This window comes from Pseudomonas sp. FSL R10-1339 (assembly GCF_009600545.1).
GTDB classification, from domain to species: Bacteria; Pseudomonadota; Gammaproteobacteria; order Pseudomonadales; family Pseudomonadaceae; genus Aquipseudomonas; species Aquipseudomonas bubulae.
This window is the reverse complement of record NZ_WIVQ01000024.1, coordinates 14,001-29,309: the sequence shown is the minus strand read 5'-3', so window position 1 is coordinate 29,309 and position 15,309 is coordinate 14,001. Positions and strand designations below refer to the sequence as shown.

The window sequence follows — 15,309 nt, the reverse complement described above, 5'->3', positions numbered from 1 at the left end:
GATGCTGCCATTTATGAAAATAGCTTCGATGTTGGGCCTGGGCCTCGCGCTGTGGGCGGGCCTCGCAGCCAGCGCACAGGCGCTGGGGCCGTTTCAGGTATATGAACAGGCCTTGCGCAATGATCCCGAGTTCCTCGCCGCCATCAAGGCGCGGGACGCGGGCCTGGAGAGTCGTAATATTGGTCGTGCCGGGCTGCTGCCCAAACTCTCGTACAACTACAACAAAGGCCGCAATAACTCCCAGGCCACCTATTTGAATGAGCGTGGCAATACCCACGACGACCGTAACTACAACAGTTATGGCTCGACCTTGACCTTGCAGCAGCCATTGATCGATTACGAGGCGTACGCCAATTATCGTAAAGGTGTGGCCCAATCGCTGTTTGCCGATGAGACATTTCGCAGCAAAAGTCAGGAACTGCTGGTGCGGGTGCTGACCCATTACACCCAGGCGTTGTTTGCGCAAGACCAGATCGACAATGCCCGGGCCAAGAAAAAAGCCTATGAGCAGCAGTTTCGGCAAAACGAGCACATGTTTCGCCAGGGCGAGGGCACCCGCACCGACATTCTTGAAGCCGAGTCGCGTTACGAGCTGGCCACTGCCGAGGAAATCCAGGCCCATGACGAGCAGGATGCGGCCTTGCGCGAGCTGGGCGCGTTGATTGGCGTGGCCACCCTGGATATCGATGAGCTGACGCCATTGACCCGCAGTTTCAGCTCATTGCCGCTGGAACCGGGGAGTTTCTCGAGCTGGCATGAAATGGCACTGGAGAGTAATCCGATACTGGCGTCGCAGCGTGAGGCGCTGGAAGTGGCAAGGTACGAAGTTGAGCGCAACCGGGCAGGGCATCTGCCCAAACTCAATGCCTATGCCAGCGTGCGAAAGATGGAATCCGACAGTGGCAACACCTACAACCAGCGCTACGACACCAACACCATCGGCATTGAAATCAGTGTGCCGCTGTATGCAGGGGGCGGGGTGTCGGCCTCGGTGCGTCAAGCCAGCAGCAATCTGGCCCAAGTGGAGTACGAGCTGGAAGGCAAAACCCGTGAAACCCTTATTGAACTGCGACGCCAGTTCAATGCCTGCCAGTCGGGCGTGAGCAAACTACGGGCTTATCAAAAAGCGCTGATTTCAGCCGAGGCGCTGGTCGTATCGACCCGTCAGAGCATTCTGGGCGGGGAGCGGGTCAACCTCGATGCGCTAAACGCCGAGCAGCAGCTGTACAGCACGCGGCGTGACCTTGCGCAAACCCGTTACGACTATCTGCTGGCCTGGACCAAGCTGCATTTTTACGCAGGCACCCTGGGCGCGCAGGACCTGGCACGGGTCGATGAAGCGTTTATCGCGCCGGGGCAAGCATATTGATTTGATCAACGAAGAGAGAAAAACCATGGCAGTGTTTGACTACAAGGATGTGGGTTCCAGCGTATCGGCAACACAGTTCAAGGATGCGATGGCAATCATGCTGTACAGCTATCACAACCTGGACAACGGCTTTGCCGTGGGTTACCAGCAACATGGCCTTGGCACCGGGCTGCCTGCCACACTGGTCAAGGCCTTGCTCGGCGGTACCGATGCCCAAGGGGTAGTGCCGGGGATTCCCTGGAACCCCGATTCGGAAAAGCTTGCCCGCGAGGCGGTCGAAAAAGCCGGGTGGACCCCTATCAGTGCAGAACAGTTGGGCTACACAGGCAAAGTCGATCAGCGCGGGACTTTTTTTGGTGAAAAAGCCGGCTACGGCACTGCCCAGGTGGAGATCCTCGGCAAGTACGCAGCCGATGGCCAACTGACTTCCATCGGTATCGGTTTTCGCGGCACCAGCGGACCGCGTGAGTCGCTGATTAGCGATTCCATCGGCGATGCCATCAGCGATTTGCTGGCAGCGATCGGGCCTGCCGATTACGCTAAAAACTACAGCGCCAACGCGTTTGACATGCTCCTGGGCAAAGTGGCGACCTTTGCCAGCGCGCAAGGGTTGAGCGGCAGCGACATACTGGTCAGTGGCCACAGCCTTGGCGGCCTGGCCGTCAACAGCCTGGCGGACCTGAGTGGCGATCATTGGGCGGGGTTTTATCGCGACTCAAAGTACATAGCCTTTGCTTCACCCACCCAGAGCGAAAGCACCGACAACGTGCTCAATATCGGCTACGAGAACGACCCAGTGTTCCGTGCCCTCAATGGTTCGGATTTCAATCTGTCGTCGCTGGGCGTGCATGACGCGCATCAGCCATCCGCCACCAACAATATTGTCAGTTTCAATGATCACTACGCGTCCACCGCGTGGAATCTGATGCCCTTTTCGATTGCCAATATTTCGACCTGGATCACCCACTTGCCCAGTGGCTATGAAAGCGGCATGACGCGGATTTTCGACTCGGCGTTTTATGACCTGACCGAAAAGGACTCGACCATTGTGGTCGCCAACTTGTCCAGTCCGGCACGGGAAAACACCTGGGTCCAGGACCTCAATCGCAACGCCGAACCGCACAAGGGCAGCACCTTTATCATAGGCAGCGACGGTAATGACTTGATTCAGGGGGGACGCGGCAATGACTTCCTGGAAGGTCGCGACGGCAATGACACCTTCCGTGACAGTGGCGGCTACAACATCATTCTGGGTGGCAAAGGCGTCAATACGCTGGACTTGCAACAATCGTTGAGCCGCGTGGATGTGGTCAATGACGGGCAGGGCGCCTTGTATGTGCGCGATAGCCACGGCGGGATCACTATTGCCCGTGATATCAGTTTCCTGATAACCGAAGAGCCCGCCTGGCTGGGCCTGACCCACCGCGAAGTCAGCCATCGAGTTGATGATCAGGGGCTGTGGGCCGGCAAAGACCGCACTGATTACACTCACTCGGTCAAGGCAGGGGCTGCGGACAGTACCCTCACGGCCGGTGAGCAGGGTGACTGGCTGCTGGGGCAGGGCGGCAACGATCACTTGATCGGTTTGCACGGCAATACGGTGTTTGTTGGCGGCGCAGGCAATGACCTGCTGGAGTCGGCAGGCGGTAATAACACCTTTGTGTTCAGCGGCCATTTTGGCAACGACACGCTGCTGGGCTACCAGCCCAGTGACAAGTTGGTATTCCTGGGGGTGGATGGTGGCTACAACGCGGACTACCGGGCCCATGCCAGCGCGACGGGGCATGACACCGTGCTCAGCTTTGGCAGCGACTCGGTGACCCTGGTGGGTGTAGGGCTGGCCTCCCTGGCGAGCACGGACATTGTCATCGCCTGACGGCGAGTTGCAAGGGGCAAGCTTCAAGCGTGCTGCTTGTCACTTGCCGCTTGCGGTTGCCTCTAAACCTTAAACTGACGTAACAGCCCATTGAGCTGCACGCTGAGCTCCTTGAGGTGGGCACTGGCAGCGCTTGATTGCTCTGCCGCCAGGGCGGTGCCTTGGGACAGCTCGGCGGCCTGGGTCACATTCAGGTTGATGTCTTCCACGACATGGGCCTGTTGCAGGGTGGCGCTGGCTATCGAGGCATTGAGGTCGTTGAGGTTGCTCAGGGCCTGGCCGATGCTGGTCAGGCTCTGCCCGGCCTGGGTGGCCTGTTCGATGGTCAGCTGCGAAGCGCGACTGCTGCTGCCGATCACGTTGACGGCGGCTTCCGAGTGTTTTTGCAGGCCTTCGATCATGGTCTGGATTTCGGCCGTGGATTTTTGCGTGCGCTGGGCCAGTAGTCGAACCTCGTCCGCCACCACCGCAAAACCCCGACCCTGCTCGCCGGCGCGGGCTGCTTCGATCGCAGCGTTGAGGGCCAGCAGGTTGGTTTGCTCGGCAATCGAGCGGATCACTTCAAGCACGCTGCCAATTTCGCTGCTTTGCGTGGCCAGGGTGCGGATCACCTCGACGGCCTGATGGATGGTGGCAGACAGCTGGCCGATCTGTTCCAGGCTGGTATCGATATTCTGCTGTCCAAGCTCGGCTTGTGACTGCGCACCGCGCATTTCGCTGGCTGCGTGCTCGGCGTTTTTCGCCACGTCTTGCACGGCGTAGGTGACTTCGTTGATCGCCGTGGCCACCTGATCCATTTGCAGGGCTTGCTGTTGGCTGCGTTGTTGCGCGTCGCTGGCGTCACTGCCCAGTTCCGTGGAGGACTGGTCGAGTGCCGTGGCAGTGGCCTGTAAATGGCTGATCACATTGCGCAGCTTGGCGGTAAAGGCATTGAAATGATGGGCCAGTAAAGTGACCTCATCACGGCCGTGGGTATCCAGGCTTCGGGTCAGGTCGCTTTCACCACTGGCGATATTGGCCATGGCCTGCACGGCCTCTTGCAGCGGTCGCACGATGCTGCGAGCAATCAGGGTCACCAGCAGCGCCATGATCAACGCGATGCCAAGGCCAGCCCAACTGGCTTTCCAGGCTTGAGCGCGGAACTCGGCCTGCATGTCGTCGATATACACGCCCGAGCCTATTACCCAGCCCCACGGCTCGAACAGTTGTACATAAGAGGTTTTTTGCACAGGCGCTTCGGCGCCCGGTTTTGGCCAGCGGTAGTCCACCATGCCTGAACCTTTGCTTTTGGCCAGGCTGGCCATCTCGTTGAAAATCGCAAAGCCGTCCGGGTCCTTGATGGCCGACAGGTCTTTGCCATCGAGTTTGGGGCTGGTGGGGTGCATGACCATATAAGGGCGCAGGTCATTGATCCAGAAATAGTCATCGTGGTCATAGCGCAGCTGGCTGATCACGGTCAGCGCCTGCTGTTGCGCGGCTTCACGGCTCAAGCTGCCGGCAGCTTCCAGGCCCTGGTAATAGTTGAGTACCCCGCTGGCCGCTTGTACCACGTGCCGGGTTTTCTGGGCTTTACCTTCATACAAATCGTCATGTATCTGTTTTAGCATCAGCAATCCCAACGCCAGCAGCATGGCCATGGCCACAATCAAGATCAGCCATAAACGTCGGCTGATGGATAACCCGCGCAGGGTATTCATAAAGGCTCACTCCTGGTTTTTCTTCTTGTGGTGATTCACAGAACAACTTTTTTCAGACTTGCCTGTCAGACGAGACCGAGCTCATGTCATAGCAGCGAAAGTGGAACGTGTCTGATAGGATCTCGGCCGAAATTGGCAAAGCTTCATCTTTATTGATTTCTGACAGTTTTTTCACAGCGCGTCGGGGCGCATGTCGCACTTTTATCCTGCTCCGGGGCCGTGGCTGCAACACCTTAATCAAGACTAATCAGCTCTGCATGAGGCAGGGCTTTATGGGGGAATAATGGATCTTTGGACTGCCGCTCAGGCGTTGATTTTGGGCGTCGTTGAAGGCTTGACGGAGTTTTTGCCGATCTCGAGTACGGGCCACCAGATTATTGTGGCCGACTTGCTCAACTTTGGCGGCGAGCGGGCGATGGCATTCAACATCATCATCCAGTTGGGTGCGATTTTGGCTGTGGTCTGGGAGTTTCGCCGCAAGATCATCGATGTTGTCGTTGGTTTGCCCACCAAGCCCGAGGCACGTCGTTTCACCACCAACCTGATTATCGCGGTGATGCCGGCGGTGGTGCTGGGGGTGATTTTTGCCGATGTGATCCACGAGTACCTGTTCAACCCGATTACCGTGGCCACGGCCCTGGTGATTGGCGGTGTGATCATGCTGTGGGCCGAGCGCCGCCAGCATGTGATTCGCGCTGAAACCGTGGACGACATGACCTGGAAAGACGCAGTTAAAATCGGCTTTGCCCAGTGCCTGGCGATGATTCCCGGCACTTCGCGCTCGGGTTCGACCATTATCGGCGGCCTGCTGTTTGGTCTGTCGCGCAAAGCGGCCACCGAGTTCTCATTCTTCCTGGCCATGCCGACCATGGTCGGTGCTGCGGTTTACTCCGGCTACAAATACCGTCATCTGTTCCAGCCTGACGACCTGCCAGTATTCGCGATCGGTTTTGTCACCTCGTTTATCTTCGCCATGATCGCAGTACGCGCCTTGCTGAAGTTTATTTCCAATCACAGCTATGCCGTTTTTGCCTGGTATCGTATTGGTTTTGGCCTGTTGATCCTGGCCACCTGGCAGTTCGGCTGGATTGACTGGACGGCAGCTGCAGCGTGAGGAATGGGCATAACGGCGCACTGGTGCGTGGCTTGAAGCTCAAGTTGCTGGTATTGCTAGTGCTGTGTGCCTTGCCGATTGGTGGCTCGGTGAGCGTGTTGCTCACCGAGGGCAGCCCGCTGCCGTTGCTGGCCTATGCAGTGGCCAGCCTGCTGGCGTTCGGCCTGTACCGCTACGACAAGCAACAGGCCGCAGCTGGCCAGTGGCGCACGCCGGAGAAAATCTTGCACGGGGTTGAGCTGCTGGGCGGTTGGCCAGGGGCACTGGTGGCGCAACAAATGTTTCGCCACAAAACCCGCAAATTGTCTTATCAGCTGTTGTTCTGGTTGATTGTGGCTGTGCATCAGGTGGTATGGATCGACGTCCTGTTCCTGAACAGGTCGTTTCTCCAGCTGTTGCGGTTACAGCAGTAAACCGATCTGACGTTTTTTCGCCAGTTTTCCCACCACCAGTTGGTGGGAACGGCGCAACAGGTCCTGCAGCTCTTCAGCGCCCATCGGATAAGGTGCTTGCATATTGATCCAGTACGCTCGCGCCAGATAAGGCGACGGGCGTATACCCGGCCGATCGATGTAGCCCAGAAACAGTTCTTTCTCGACCTTGAACGAAAGCCCGTTGCTGTTGAGGTTGAACAGGGCAAACATCTTGCTGTCGTCGATAAAAAAAACCTCGACCCCACCCCATTTCACTGCTTCCTGAGCGCCCGGCAGGTTTCGGCAGAATTCGGCTACATCCTGTTTGGTCATTGCGGTCATAGCAGTTTGTCTCCACAGCTTTCGAATGACTCAACCAGGTGGTCGATCCAGGCCCGCACGGCCGGTATCACCCCGCGTCTGTGGGGATACACTGCGTGCAGCCAGCCACCGGGCAGGGTCCATTTGGGCAATAGTTGAACAAGCTGGCCGTCTTGCAGCTCCTGCTCGCAATACATCATGGGTAACACGGTGAAACCCAGGCCGGCCAAGGTGCAAGCTTTGCGCACGATAAAATCGTCAACCCCCAGGCGTGCTTCAAGCACCAGGTTGCAGCCCTTGCCGTGCTCGTCGAGCATGCGCAAGTGAACCATGCGATCGGCCTCGAGCGCGCCCAGCAGCGGGATTTTTTTCAGGTCTTCAGGGCTATCAACCGGCCAATTACGGGCAAATTCGGGGGTGGCTACCATCACGGTGCGGGCCTGACGCAGGCGCCGCGTGACCAGCGACGGGTCTTCATCGCCTTCTTCGCGCACCCGTAAGGCCACATCGATGCCGTCGGTGACCAGATCGACGCGACGGTTGAGCAGGTTGACCTCCAGCTGCACCAGGGGATAGGCCTGCAGAAAGGAACTGATCACCCCGGGCATAAATTCATGGGCCAGCCCCACAGGGCACGACACTCGCAAGGGGCCGCGTGGCTCGCTGGACATGCTGGCAACGGCTTCGTCGGCCATTTCGGCTTCCAGCAACATGGCCTGGCAATGGCGCAGATAACGCTCGCCCACAGCGGTCAGCTTGAGCTGACGTGTGGTGCGCTGCAGCAAGCGGGCGCCCAGACGCTCTTCAAGTTCGGCCACGCGCCGCGACAGACGTGACTTGGGGATGCCCAGCAATCGTCCGGCAGCAGCGAAGCCACCGGATTCGACCACCTTGGCGAAATAGTAAAGGTCGTTAAGGTCTTGCATGGCGTGCTCACTGTCCTGCAGGTGGGACGAACTATCGCATAATGGCCAACTTATCGTCGATTGCTTTCATTGGTAGTATCCCCTCCATCGAGATCGCCCAGAGGCGGTCATCATCTGGAGATCACCATGAAACTGTTGCATATCGATTCGAGCATTCTGGGCGACAACTCGGCATCCCGTCAGTTGAGCAGCGAAGTGGTCAAGGCATGGCAGGCTGCTGATCCACAAGTAGAGGTCAGCTACCGCGACCTGGCCGCTGAAGCCATTGAACATTTCTCGGCCGCCACCCTGGTGGCTGCCGGTACTCCGGCCGAGCTGCGTGATGCGGCACAAAAACACGAAGCCCAGTTGAGTGCTGACACCCTGGCCCAGTTTCTCGCGGCTGACGCGGTGGTGATTGCAGCGCCGATGTACAATTTCACCATTCCAACCCAGCTCAAGGCCTGGATTGACCGCATCGCAGTTGCTGGCCAGACCTTTCGTTATACCGAAGCCGGCCCTGTAGGGCTGTGCGGCAACAAGAAAGTAGTAGTGGTATCGACCTCCGGTGGCCTGCATGCGGGTCAGGAAACCGGCGTAGCTCACGAAGATTACTTGAAAGTGATGCTGGGCTTCATGGGCATTACCGACGTCGAATTTGTCCGCGCCCACGGCCTGGCCTATGGCGACGAGGTACGCAGCAAAGCCATGAGCGATGCACATGCGCATATCAAGCAGGATCTGTTCAGCGCAGCGTAAGCAATCTCAGGCGCAGCACTGTCTAAACTCTGTATTCTGGTCTTTGTAAAAGGATCGGGGTACGGAGTTTTTTGCGTCTGGCCCGGGTTGTGCAGAGTGTGATGCTGTCGAGCAATGCACCGTTGAAGGTGAGCCTCCATGATGCGTCTGTGTGCGGTACTGGTGTTGTTGATCGCAGGTTGCCCTGTCATGGTGCAAGCTGAGCCCGTATACCCCTGGAGCGTGGGTTTTCATCGCCTGAGCTTTCTCGATCCGCTGGACGATCAGCCCATGCGCGCCATTGCCTTTTATCCTTCCACGGATCCCGAAGGCGTCAGCAAGATGGGCAGCTACGAAGTGCAAGCCACCGAAGGCGCGAAAATCGCCATGGGCCGTTATCCGCTGCTGATGCTGTCCCATGGAAACACCGGCACGCCACTGGCGTTGCATGACCTGGCCACCTCATTGGCGCGCAAGGGGTTTGTAGTAGTCGCCGTGCTGCACCCTGGCGACAATTACAAGGATCACAGCCGTCTGGGCACACTGAGTAACCTTTATGGGCGGCCGATGCAAATATCTGCTGCGATCAGCGCGACTCTGGCCGATCACGATTTGTCACCCTATGTGCAAGACGATCAAGCAGGGGTCATCGGTTACTCGGCAGGGGGCGAAACGGCGTTGATCCTGGCCGGCGCCCAGCCTGACCTGGATCGACTGCGCCGCTATTGCCAGGAACGCCCTGAAGACCGTGATGCCTGTACTACCAAGGGCGAGTTGATCGCCGATCGTGATGACTTGGTCGCTGTCTCGGACCCTCGCGTAAAAGCCCTGTTGCTGATGGCGCCTTTGAGCCTGATGTTCGGCCGGCAAACCCTGGCTGATGTGAATGTGCCTGTGCTGCTGTACAGCGGTGACAACGATCAGTTGGTGTTTCCCGATAAGAATGCCGATGCCCTGGCGCGCAAGCTGCCCGTGGAACCTGAGTTCAAGATGATCCCCGGTGCCGGGCACTTCGTCTTCATGGCGCCCTGCAGCGACGAGCAAATGGCGGTTATGCCCGGTTTATGCACGGATGCTCAAGGGGTTGATCGAGAAGACATCCATCGTGACCTGATTTATGAGGCGGGGAGGTTTTTCAGCAAGGTCCTGGAACCTGCAGCACAGGGCAGAACCGCTTCAACCGACCACCAGACTTGCCCTGTTGGCCGGTTGGGCGCTCGCCACTGTTAGTTCTATTTTTGCGCGGCTTCAAGTTGTTTGATACGCGCATCCATTTCGCGCACTGATTCGATCAGGGGGGCGACAAGTTTCTCGTAGTCGACGCGTAACTGATTGTTATCCTCGCGCACCAACTGCGGATAAACTTTTTGTACGTTTTGGGCAAGAACGCCGATATCTTTACGGCCACCGTCCTTCCAGTCGAAAGTTACGCCCTGAATTTGCAGTAACGTGTCAGTGGCATTTTTCATTGGCTGAATATTGGTTTTAAGGTTCGCATCACTGAACGGGCAGCACGGCCATCCCGGCGGGAAGTCATAAAAATCTTTGGACTCCGCGTGGGCTGTTGCTTGCAGGCCCATGAACAAAAAAGGTACTGCCATTATCGTTAGATACTTTTTCATATGATACTCTGCAGTGTTATCCAAAATAATTGGTATTACAGCGCAGAAAATAATATCCCTAAGTGCTCTTCGCACAATGATGGCTAAACGATTTAACTTTTTCCGATTATTACTGAGCGTAATCAGTTCGCCATGTCAGAAGAAGTTTTAACGCGTTTTTCGGTTTGACAACCAAACGCTCAACAGTAATCCCAGAATGCACATCACCGCTGCACTGAAGAATATCCACGGGTACCCCATGTTCAGCGCAATAACCCCCATGATCGGCCCCGCGATGGCCAGTGCCAGGTCAAAAAACACGGCATAGGCACTTAACCCGGCGCCGCGGCTGGAAACAGGCACTTGCTTGACCGCTTCGACACCCAGGGCCGGGTACACCAGGGACAAGCCAAAGCCGGTCAACCCTGCCCCTGCCAGGGCAAATGCGGTGCTGGGTGCCAGCCACAGCATGACCAGCCCCAGCGTTTCGATGCTCATGCAGGCAATCGCCACGTTGTAGCCACCAAAGCGGCTGATGCTGTTGGTAAAGATCAGGCGGCCCAGGATAAAACACACACCAAATACTGACAGGCAATACGCAGCCCCGTCCCAGCCCTGGTCAATATAAAACAGGGTGATAAAGGTGGTCAGCGTGCCATAGCCAATAGAGGCCAGGGTCAGGCTGATGCCATAGGGAGCAATCAGGCCAAACACTGACCAAAAGGGCAGGCGCACGCCAGCGACCGCCGGGATTGCCGGTTTTTTGCGAATCAGCCCCAAGGCTGCCAGCGCCAGCAGCAACAGGGTTACACCCAGCATGGCAAAGCCCAGCCGGTCGACCATCACCACGCCCAGAGGCGCGCCAATGGCGATCGCGCCATAGGACGCAATGCCATTCCAGCCGATAGCTCTGGCGGTATGTTGAGATCCCACCTGGGCAATGCCCCAGGTGATGGTGCCGACACCGATCAGGCCCTGGGCAATGCCGAGAAATACCCGGCCGACAATCAAAACGCCCAGGCTCAACAGTGGCCAGTCTTGCAGCGCTACGGCCAGGGACGTGAGCACGCCGCTGATGGCGATGCCGGTCAAGCCATACACGATGGCGGGCTTGGTGCCGATGCTGTCGACCAGTCGCCCGGCTGAGGGGCGGCTCAGCAGGGTGGCCAGATACTGCGACGCAATGGCCAGCCCTGCGACGATCGCACTGAAGCCCAGTTGGTCATGCACATAGCTCGGCAAAACGGCTATCGGCAAGCCAATACAGATAAAGGCAATAAAGGTGTAGAACACGATCGACAGGATCTGCAGGGTGATCGACAGGGAGCTTGCAGGGGAAGGGTGTTGCGCGGGCATTAGCGGGGAGTCCGGCTGGCGATCGGTAACCGACATGATGGCGCGGCCCCGGGATAAAAGAAAGCAGGCTAACGGTAATATTGGCCCACGCACACAGCCTGTGGGAGCGGGCTTGCTCGCGATAAAGGCGCTGCGCTGTATCAGGCCTCACGCGAGTGGCTAAAGGCCAGAAACGAAAAACCCCATCACCAGGACGGGGTTTTCGTTATAGCTGATCAGGCAGTGCCTGAATCAGAACGTAACGCCCTGGCTGCGCAGGTAGTCATCGTAGGTGCCGCTGAAGTCGATCACGCCGCTTGGGCTCAGCTCGATAATACGAGTGGCCAGGGAGGATACGAACTCACGGTCATGGCTGACGAATACCAGGGTGCCCGGGTAGTTCTCGAGTGCCAGGTTCAGCGCCTCGATGGATTCCATGTCCAAGTGGTTGGTCGGTTCGTCCATGACCAGCACGTTGGCCTTTTGCAGGATCAACTTGCCGAACAGCATGCGCCCTTGCTCACCACCGGAAATAACCTTGACCGACTTGAGGATGTCATCGTTGGAAAACAGCATGCGGCCCAAAGTACCGCGCACCATTTGTTCGCCCTGGGTCCATTGGCCCATCCAGTCGAACAGGGTCATGTCGTCTTCGAAATCGTGAGCGTGATCCTGGGCGTAGTAGCCCAGTTCGGCGGCTTCAGTCCACTTCACCGTACCGGCATCCGGGGTCAGTTCGTTGACCAGGGTGCGCAGCAGGGTGGTTTTGCCAATACCGTTCGGGCCAATGATCGCAACGCGCTCGCCGGCTTCAACGGTGAAGCTGAAGTCCTTGAACAGAGTCTTGCCATCAAAGCCTTTGGCCATTTGCTCGACAATCACAGCCTGACGGTGCAGCTTCTTGTTCTGCTCGAAGCGAATGAACGGGCTGACACGGCTCGAAGGCTTGACCTCGGCCAGGGTGATCTTGTCGATTGCCTTGGCGCGGGAGCTGGCCTGCTTGGATTTCGAGGCGTTGGCCGAGAAGCGGCTGACGAACGCTTGCAGTTCGTTGATCTGCGCTTTCTTCTTGGCGTTTTCCGACAGCAGTTGCTCGCGCGACTGGGTCGCGACGGTCATGTACTCGTCATAGTTGCCCGGGAACAGACGCAACTCGCCGTAGTCCAGGTCAGCCATGTGGGTGCACACGCTGTTCAGGAAGTGACGGTCGTGGGAGATGATGATCATCAGGCTGTTGCGCTGGGTCAGAATGTTTTCCAGCCAGCGGATGGTGTTGATATCCAGGTGGTTGGTGGGTTCGTCGAGCAGCATTACTTCAGGATCGGAGAACAGTGCCTGAGCCAGCAATACGCGCAGTTTCCAGCCTGGCGACACTTCGCTCATCGGGCCGAAATGCTGCTCGATACCGATACCCAGGCCCAGCAACAGCTCGCCGGCACGGGATTCGGCGGTGTAACCGTCCATTTCAGCGAACTCGGTTTCGAGTTCGGCTACGGCCATGCCGTCTTCTTCAGTCATTTCCGGCAGCGAATAAATGCGATCGCGCTCGGCCTTGACCTTCCACAGCTCTTCGTGACCCATGATCACGGTATCGATCACGGTGAATTCTTCGTAGGCGAACTGGTCCTGGCGCAATTTACCCAGACGCACGTTCGGCTCCAGCATGACCTGGCCGCCGGACGGCTCAAGGTCATCACCGAGGATCTTCATGAAGGTGGACTTGCCGCAACCGTTGGCACCGATCAGGCCGTAGCGGTTACCGGCGCCAAATTTTACTGAAACGTTCTCGAATAGCGGCTTTGCGCCGAACTGCATCGTGATATTTGCTGTGGAGATCAATTACTTTACCTATCAATAGCTTAGAGTTCGCTGGTTTCAGCCGGTACCCATATGGGACCAATTTGGAGCTTTTCCAGCTCGCTCCAATCTGAGCTTGAGTCGAACCAATGCGCATACGTTGACAGCAACATTTGGACGCTATGGCCAAGCTGCTGGGAAATGAAGGCGGGATTCAAACCGGACATTGAGCGTATTGTCTCATAGGTATGGCTACAGTTGTATGGCACCGGGCATCTGATTCAGTGTGTTTGCTGGCTGACTGCACAAAACCCTGGTTTGGTATGACAGGTACCTCTCTTTGAAGCGCAAGCGGCCCAAGGATTTCGCCTGGCCCGTGAGAAGCCTGCTTTTAATGGAGGCTATGAGAAGCCGTCAGCGGCAAATACGAATTTGCATAGGGTTTTTTTGCAGGCAAATCTGCCGGTATTTCCGCGTATGGCCTACAGGGTTGCCCTGTAGAAAGCCGATGTGAATGAGCGGCGCATCTTGCGAAAGGCCCATATTCAATCATGGTGGGCAGCGTCACTCATAGGGTGCTTTATGCACACCTTGGAACTGCAAGCCCCGGTAGTCGGGCGAAGTTCGTGCAGAGGTCAATCATTCAAAGAGACAATCAATGCCTTTGATTTGTAGGGGTGAACAATTTAAAAGCCATGCCCTGAATTGCAGTGTTAGTAAGCAATGCTGCAAGTTTATAAAGTGGGCAGCATCAGCGGCTGATGCGGATTTTTTTACGGGTGAGTTCACACATAAAGGTCCCCGTATCGCCGCGCAGTACGTACAAGGTCGCTCGGTAGAAGGCCGAAGGCCGCGTGCAGTGCAGGTCGCGCATCTTGCGATAAGCCCATTTCCAGCCGCGCTTAGTTACAGTACTCATCTTATTCATCCTTGAAAGATTTTATATTTTGAGTGTATCAGCACTTTTGGATAAATGGACTACTCCGTATGAGGGTGTTTTTCTGGCAAGGAATGTCGCCATGCTCAAGTTTTAGCTGCACTAAATTGTTTCGAATGTATTAAATTTAGATGGTCATCTAAACGAGTTTTGCACTTTTTTAGTGCGCAGCTGAAAGTGAGTGCAAGTTGGCGGTTGTTATTGGGGTAGTAGCACTAAGCCATCTCTTGTCCAGGTTCTCCGTCAAATAATCCATGAACGCTTTGACCTTGGCCGTCAGGGCAGAGCGATCCTGTACGCAGGCATAAATATCCAGTGGCTCGACGCAGGACTGGCTCGAGTCGTGACTGTGTTTGAGCAGTGCAATCAGCCGGCCTGAATCGACATGGGGGGCAGCCACGAACTCTGCCAGGCGGGCAATCCCGGCACCGTAAATGGCCATTTGGGTCAGTGCGTCGATATCGTCACTGATAGCCGTGAAGTTCAGCGCTACATAGTAATGCTCCCCCTCGCGGAAAAACCCCCAGCGCAACAAGCGCCCGTCAAGCGGATAGCGAAAGGCCAGGCAGGCATGCCTCTGAAGATCTTCAGGGCTGCGTGGGATACCGGCCCGCTCCAGATAGGCAGGGGAGGCGCACACCACAAAAGGTACTGAAGCGATCTTTCGCGCAACAATGCCTTCTTCCAGCTGCGGCTTGATCCGCAGGCTCAGGTCAATACCGTCCTGGATATGGTTTATTTTGCCGTCAGTGGTGCACAGTTCAAGGCGCAGGCGCGGGTGGCGTGCCGCAAAACCGGCAATCAAGGGAGCCAGTACATGGCGGCCGAACGCGGAGGTCGATGCAATGCACAAACGCCCTTGCAGTTCTGTCTCGCCAGCGCTGATGGCCATTTGTGCAGACTCAAGGTCTGCAGCGACGCGTCTGACTCTTGCGTAGTACAACGCACCGCTTTCTGTCAGCGCCATACTGCGCGTGGTGCGGTGCAGCAACCGAGCGCCAAGGTGCTCCTCCAGGCGGTTGATGGTCTGGCTGACGGCGGCGGCACTGAGCCCCAGATTTTTTGCCGCGCCCACGATGGACCCCGTTTCGACCACTTTAATAAAGCTGGCAATCGCCGCGAGCAGATTCATGAGGGGCTCTACAGGTTATTCGTAAGATTTTCTTTATAAAGTAAGTGTCCTAGAACGTCTAGTTGACCGTTTTT

Annotated in this window: 14 protein-coding genes and 1 pseudogene; 6 read left to right on the top strand and 9 right to left on the bottom strand. The window is 56.8% G+C overall.

Features of this window, described 5'->3' with window-relative positions:
- The first annotated feature begins 13 nt into the window (after positions 1-13).
- Positions 14-1,369 carry a TolC family outer membrane protein gene (locus tag GHO03_RS09990; RefSeq protein WP_095038920.1) on the top strand — a complete coding sequence of 452 codons (1,356 nt, stop codon included), beginning with the start codon at positions 14-16 and terminating at the stop codon, positions 1,367-1,369.
- A gap of 25 nt (positions 1,370-1,394) precedes the next feature.
- Complete coding sequence (locus GHO03_RS09985; RefSeq protein ID WP_095032137.1) at positions 1,395-3,245, top strand: polyurethanase; 1,851 nt, start codon at positions 1,395-1,397, stop codon at positions 3,243-3,245.
- A gap of 62 nt (positions 3,246-3,307) precedes the next feature.
- Here the strand turns inward: GHO03_RS09985 and GHO03_RS09980 are convergent, their stop codons facing one another.
- Positions 3,308-4,942: a methyl-accepting chemotaxis protein gene (locus GHO03_RS09980; RefSeq protein WP_153399729.1), complete on the bottom strand. Its 1,635-nt coding sequence runs from the start codon at positions 4,940-4,942 to the stop codon at positions 3,308-3,310.
- Between the two features lie 283 nt (positions 4,943-5,225).
- On the opposite strand from GHO03_RS09980, the gene GHO03_RS09975 reads away from it, so the two are divergent.
- Entirely contained in the window at positions 5,226-6,056 is an 831-nt protein-coding gene (locus GHO03_RS09975; RefSeq protein ID WP_095019896.1) for an undecaprenyl-diphosphate phosphatase, read from the top strand.
- Positions 6,053-6,469: a DUF1294 domain-containing protein gene (locus tag GHO03_RS09970; protein ID WP_372239744.1), complete on the top strand. Its 417-nt coding sequence runs from the start codon at positions 6,053-6,055 to the stop codon at positions 6,467-6,469. The genes GHO03_RS09975 and GHO03_RS09970 overlap by 4 nt, the downstream gene beginning before the upstream one ends.
- Here GHO03_RS09970 and GHO03_RS09965 read toward each other — a convergent pair.
- Positions 6,458-6,802 carry an MmcQ/YjbR family DNA-binding protein gene (locus GHO03_RS09965; protein ID WP_095018561.1) on the bottom strand — a complete coding sequence of 115 codons (345 nt, stop codon included), beginning with the start codon at positions 6,800-6,802 and terminating at the stop codon, positions 6,458-6,460. The two genes, GHO03_RS09970 and GHO03_RS09965, sit on opposite strands and share 12 nt — an antisense overlap.
- A 5-nt stretch (positions 6,803-6,807) precedes the next feature.
- Positions 6,808-7,716 (bottom strand): LysR substrate-binding domain-containing protein, encoded by a 909-nt coding sequence (locus GHO03_RS09960; protein WP_095000157.1) that lies wholly within the window; start codon positions 7,714-7,716, stop codon positions 6,808-6,810.
- Between the two features lie 126 nt (positions 7,717-7,842).
- On the opposite strand from GHO03_RS09960, the gene GHO03_RS09955 reads away from it, so the two are divergent.
- Positions 7,843-8,454, top strand: a complete 612-nt coding sequence (locus GHO03_RS09955; RefSeq protein ID WP_095000158.1) for an FMN-dependent NADH-azoreductase — start codon at positions 7,843-7,845, stop codon at positions 8,452-8,454.
- A 138-nt stretch (positions 8,455-8,592) separates the two neighbouring features.
- Positions 8,593-9,663, top strand: coding sequence for a dienelactone hydrolase (locus GHO03_RS09950; protein ID WP_153380301.1), 1,071 nt, complete (start codon positions 8,593-8,595; stop codon positions 9,661-9,663).
- A gap of 2 nt (positions 9,664-9,665) precedes the next feature.
- On the opposite strand, the gene GHO03_RS09945 is transcribed toward GHO03_RS09950, so the two are convergent.
- The 6 genes and pseudogenes from GHO03_RS09945 to GHO03_RS09930 form a co-directional block, all read right to left on the bottom strand.
- Complete coding sequence (locus tag GHO03_RS09945) at positions 9,666-10,055, bottom strand: tail fiber domain-containing protein (RefSeq protein ID WP_095000160.1); 390 nt, start codon at positions 10,053-10,055, stop codon at positions 9,666-9,668.
- A gap of 147 nt (positions 10,056-10,202) precedes the next feature.
- On the bottom strand, positions 10,203-11,390 hold the full coding sequence (locus GHO03_RS09940; RefSeq protein ID WP_095000161.1) for an MFS transporter: 1,188 nt from the start codon (positions 11,388-11,390) through the stop codon (positions 10,203-10,205).
- A gap of 231 nt (positions 11,391-11,621) precedes the next feature.
- Entirely contained in the window at positions 11,622-13,208 is a 1,587-nt protein-coding gene (locus tag GHO03_RS09935; RefSeq protein WP_153380299.1) for an ABC-F family ATPase, read from the bottom strand.
- A 20-nt stretch (positions 13,209-13,228) separates the two neighbouring features.
- Positions 13,229-13,447 (bottom strand): annotated as a pseudogene (locus GHO03_RS25535) (hypothetical protein); the annotation flags it as partial.
- A 470-nt stretch (positions 13,448-13,917) separates the two neighbouring features.
- Positions 13,918-14,085 carry a hypothetical protein gene (locus GHO03_RS25130; RefSeq protein ID WP_169916325.1) on the bottom strand — a complete coding sequence of 56 codons (168 nt, stop codon included), beginning with the start codon at positions 14,083-14,085 and terminating at the stop codon, positions 13,918-13,920.
- Positions 14,086-14,263: 178 nt separating this feature from the next.
- Positions 14,264-15,235: a LysR family transcriptional regulator gene (locus tag GHO03_RS09930; RefSeq protein WP_095000162.1), complete on the bottom strand. Its 972-nt coding sequence runs from the start codon at positions 15,233-15,235 to the stop codon at positions 14,264-14,266.
- Positions 15,236-15,309 lie beyond the last annotated feature (74 nt).